Raw genomic sequence first — 4,304 nt, forward strand, 5'->3', positions numbered from 1 at the left:
TGCGAGCGCGTCGGCGGACAGGCCGAGCCGGGCAGCCGCGCCCGGCGCGAGGTTCTGCACGAAGACGTCCGCGCGGGCCAGCAGCCGCTCCAGCGCCTCGCGCCCGTCCGGAGTCTTGACGTCGAGCGTGACGGACTCCTTGGACCGGTTCAGCCACACGAAGTGGCTGGACTGGCCGTGCACCGTCTCGTCGTAGCGGCGCGCGAAGTCGCCGCCGCCAGGCCGCTCCACCTTGATCACGCGGGCGCCGAGGTCGGCGAGCTGCCGGGTGGCGAACGGCGCGGCCACCGCCTGTTCGAGGCTGACGACGGTGAGGCCCTCGAGGGGCAGGCGGGCCGTGCTCATGGGGGACGTCCTCCGTGCTCGGGCGGTGCCGCGCGGCGCCGGGGCGCCGCGCGCTGTCCCGCGCACGGTATGCGACGCGGGCGGCTCAGTGTCCGGCGTGCCGCCGCCGGGCCCGGGCGATCTCCTCGTACGCCTTGTCGCGCCCCTCCCAGTGCGAGCCGTCGACCGACTTGCCCGGCTCCAGGTCCTTGTAGACCTCGAAGAAGTGGGTGATCTCCAGCCGGTCGAACTCGGGGATGTCCTCGATGTCGCGGACCTCGGTGTGCCGCGGATCGTGGGCGGGGACGCACAGCACCTTCTCGTCCGGGCCCTTCTCGTCGCTCATCACGAACATCCCGATGGCCCGGCACTCCACGGCGCAGCCGGGGAACGTCGCGTCGCCGCCGGTGAGCACGAGGGCGTCCAGCGGGTCGCCGTCGCCGCCGAGCGTGCCGTCGACGTAGCCGTAGTCCGCGGGGTACTGGGTCGAGGTGAAGAGCATCCGGTCGAGCCTGATGCGGCCCAGGTCGTGGTCCATCTCGTACTTGTTCCGGGAGCCCTGCGGGATCTCCACGATCACGTCGAACGCCTCGCCGGCGCGCGGCCCTTCGCTGTCGAGCGTGCCCAATGTGGCCTCCTTGCCCCATTCCGACGTCCCCGAGTGTGCGCCGGGCGGGGCGGAGTGTGAACCCCTCAGGCGTCGGACGGAACGGCGAATTCGAGTTCGGGGCGCTCCCAGGGGACGGCCGGCGGGTTCGCGGGCGCGGTTCCGGTGCGGCGGGCGCCCGTGCTCCGGTAGAACCCCTCGGCGGGCGGGTGCGAGACGACCCGGACGCGGTCGAGCCCGGCCGCCCGCGCCTCGCCGCACAGGTGGCGCACGAGCAGCCGGCCGATGCCGAGGCCCTGGGCGTCGTCCGCGACGAACATCAGATCCAGCTCGGCCGCGTCGACCAGCAGGGCGTAGAAGCCGAGGACGCGCCCGTCCGCGCGGTCGACGGCGACGAAGACCCGGTGCGCCTCGATGTAGCCGGGGCGGACGCGGTGGTCCGCGACCATCGCGGCGTACTTCCCCTCGTAGGCGCGCGAGCCGCGCACGATACGGGTGAGGCGCCTGGCGTCGCGGGCGACGGCCCGCCGCACCACCACCTCCGGCCGGCGGCCGGGACGCGTCGTCCCTGATGTCATACAGCGAGTATCACGCATCGCGCGGGAGCGATCCGCGGCCGGTGCCGTGCCCGGCGATGAGTCCGCGACCCTGCCACAGTCATTAACGGCACAGAGTGTGCGCAGCGCACCGGACACCGGGAGCATGCCATGGGCCTCATCGACATCGAGACGTTCGCGACCCTGGATCTCGTCGGGCAGGCGCCCGGCGGTCCGGACGAGGATCCGGAGGGCTTCCCGTTCGGCGGCTGGCAGGCACCCCTGATCGACGAGACGGCCGGAGCGCAGATCGACGCGTCCTACGCGGGCACCGACGCCCTGCTGCTCGGCCGGCGCACCTACGACATCTTCGCCGCGTACTGGCCGCACCAGAAGGGCGGCCCGGACGGCGGCATCGCCGACCTCTTCAACAGCATCCCGAAGTACGTGGCCTCGCGCGGCGAGCCCGACCTGTCCTGGGCGGACTCCACCCTGCTCGGCCCCGATCTGCCCGCGGCCGTCCGGGAGATCAGGGAGCGGCACGAGCGCATCAAGGTCGTCGGGAGCCTGGACCTCGTGCAGACACTGCTGCGCGAGAAGCTCTTCGACCGGCTCCACCTGTGGGTGCACCCCATCGTGCTCGGCGTCGGCAAGAAGCTGTTCGAGGACGGCGCCGTGCCCACGAACCTCACGCTCCTCGAGCCGCCCGCCGTCAGCCCCAAGGGCACCGTCCACCTGCGCTACGGCCTGGCCGACGGCACGCCCGCCACCGGGGACATGGCCGCACCGGAGCGCGGCCCGGTCGATTAGGGGGGCCAGGGGGCCGCCCGGCGGATCAGGCCGCGGGCGCGGGGTCGGCCGAGCGGACCTGGCGCAGGAACGTGGCGTTGTCCGGCGTCTGCCGCATCCGCTCGAGCAGCGCCTCGTACGAGGTCCGGTCGTCGCGCCGGCCCAGGGCGCGGCGCAGGGCGTGTGCCGCCGCCGACTCCTCGGCGCCGAGCAGGAGTTCCTCGCGGCGGGTGCCGGAGGGCGCGAGGTCCACGGCGGGGTGGACCCGGTGCTGGGCGAGGGAACGGTCCAGGCGGAGTTCCATGTTTCCGGTGCTCTTGAGCTCCTCGAAGAAGAAGTCGTCCGCGCGGGAGCCGGTCTCGACGAGGGCGGTCGCGAGGATGGTGAGCGAGCCGGCCTCCTCGGTGTTGCGGGCCGCGCCGAACAGCCGCTTCGGGCCCTGGAGCGCACCGGCGTCGACACCGCCGGACAGCGTGCGGCCGCCGGCGGACGCGGCGTTGTTGTGCGCCCGGCACAGCCGGGTCAGCGAGTCGAGCAGGATCACGACGTCGCGGCCGCGTTCGACGAGGCGCTGGGCGCGGGCGACGGCCAGTTCGGCGAGGGCAATGTGTGCCTTCGCGGGGCGGTCGAAGGTGGAGGCGAACACCTCGCCGCGCACGGAGCGCTGCATGTCGGTGACCTCCTCGGGGCGTTCGTCGACGAGCACCACCATGAGGTGGGCCTCCGGGTGGTTCGTGGCGACGGCGGCGGCCAGCTGTTGCAGCAGCACGGTCTTGCCGGTCCTCGGGGGCGCGACGACGAGGCCGCGCTGCCCCTTGCCGACGGGGGCGAACAGGTCGACGACGCGGCCCGCGAGCCCGCCGCCGGGGCTCTCCATGCGCAGCCGCTCGGCGGGGTGCAGGGGAGTGAGATCGGCGAACCGGGGACGCTGCCGGGCGGCCTCTGCGGGCAGCCCGTCGACGGTGTCGACCGTGGTCAGGGCGCCACGCGCCCTGGCGCAGGTCCCGTCGACGAGGTCGCCCCGGCGCAGGCCGAGCCGGCGCACGAGCGAGGCGGGCACCTGGACGTCGTGGGAGGTGGGAAGGAGATCGGGGGCGCGCAGGAACCCGGCCCCGCCGGGGCCGATGTCGAGGACGCCGTGGGCCCGGACCGGTGTGGCGGTCGTGACGGGCTTCTCGGGTGCGAGGGTGGTCATGGTGGGGGTCCTTTCGAGGACGGAGGTGCACGGAGGCGGGTGGGGGAGGAGTCCGGCGAAGAGCGGGGGCCGCATCGGTCAGGCCCCGCGCGGGCAGAAGACCCGCGGCCGGGAGAGGCCTGGTACTGGGCCGGGTGGAACCCGACAGAAACCCGTGACCAGGCAGAACGTGCAGACGGTGTGCGGACCACTGCACGAGGAGAACATGCGCCGGGAGCACCGGCGCTGCGAGAGCGAGCGCCGAGAAGACCTGCGCGAAGAGAAAACGAAACGAAGTGAGGCACCGCAGTCGCGGCCGAAGCGCGATACGCGGGACGTGAAGAAGGAAATCCGTACCGGCGGCCCGGACGGGCCAGCACACGTACTGCACAGACCGTACCACCCCGACCCCGTGTCGCGGCAAGCCCCCGCCCCGCCGGGCGGCCGCTCTATGCTGATCCGCGATGTTCTCCTCCCAGGGCCCCACCCTCCGCGAGCTGGCCGTTCAGGCGCTGTCCTCGGTCGAGCACGGCTACGACCTGCTGGCGCCGGCGTTCGACCACACGCCGTTCCGCACCCCGGACGCCGTGCTCGCCCCCGTCACCCGCGCCCTGCGCCGGCTCGGCCCGTACCGGACCGGCCTCGACCTGTGCTGCGGCACCGGCGCGGGACTGGGCGTCCTGCGTGAGGTCTGCACGGGCACCACGGTCGGTCTCGACTTCAGCGGCGGGATGCTCCGGGTCGCGCGCGACGCCGAGCCCGCCGCCGCGTACGTGCGCGGGGACGCCCTCGCGCTGCCGTTCGGCCCGGTCTTCGATCTCGCCGTCAGCTTCGGCGCGTTCGGGCACTTCCTTCCCGCGCAGCAGCCCGCGCT

At 73.7% G+C, this 4,304-nt stretch carries 6 protein-coding genes; 2 read left to right on the plus strand and 4 right to left on the minus strand.

Features of this window, described 5'->3' with window-relative positions:
- The 3 genes from GTW43_RS25080 to GTW43_RS25090 all read right to left on the minus strand — a co-directional run.
- A partial coding sequence (locus GTW43_RS25080; protein WP_202501912.1) for a CoA transferase occupies positions 1-345 on the minus strand: 345 nt, incomplete at its 3' end.
- Between the two features lie 85 nt (positions 346-430).
- Positions 431-952 carry an inorganic diphosphatase gene (locus GTW43_RS25085; protein WP_161304282.1) on the minus strand — a complete coding sequence of 174 codons (522 nt, stop codon included), beginning with the start codon at positions 950-952 and terminating at the stop codon, positions 431-433.
- A 65-nt stretch (positions 953-1,017) separates the two neighbouring features.
- Positions 1,018-1,509 (minus strand): GNAT family N-acetyltransferase, encoded by a 492-nt coding sequence (locus GTW43_RS25090; RefSeq protein WP_161304283.1) that lies wholly within the window; start codon positions 1,507-1,509, stop codon positions 1,018-1,020.
- 129 nt (positions 1,510-1,638) lie between these two features.
- Between GTW43_RS25090 and GTW43_RS25095 the strand changes: the two genes are divergently transcribed.
- Positions 1,639-2,277: a dihydrofolate reductase family protein gene (locus GTW43_RS25095; RefSeq protein ID WP_161304284.1), complete on the plus strand. Its 639-nt coding sequence runs from the start codon at positions 1,639-1,641 to the stop codon at positions 2,275-2,277.
- Positions 2,278-2,302: 25 nt separating this feature from the next.
- Here GTW43_RS25095 and rho read toward each other — a convergent pair whose 3' ends face one another.
- Positions 2,303-3,451 carry a transcription termination factor Rho gene (gene rho, locus GTW43_RS25100; RefSeq protein ID WP_237536804.1) on the minus strand — a complete coding sequence of 383 codons (1,149 nt, stop codon included), beginning with the start codon at positions 3,449-3,451 and terminating at the stop codon, positions 2,303-2,305.
- Positions 3,452-3,894: 443 nt separating this feature from the next.
- On the opposite strand from rho, the gene GTW43_RS25105 reads away from it, so the two are divergent.
- The coding region (locus GTW43_RS25105) for a class I SAM-dependent methyltransferase (protein ID WP_161304286.1) at positions 3,895-4,304 on the plus strand (410 nt) is incomplete at its 3' end.

Source organism: Streptomyces sp. SID5785 (assembly GCF_009870065.1).
GTDB lineage: Bacteria > Actinomycetota > Actinomycetes > Streptomycetales > Streptomycetaceae > Streptomyces.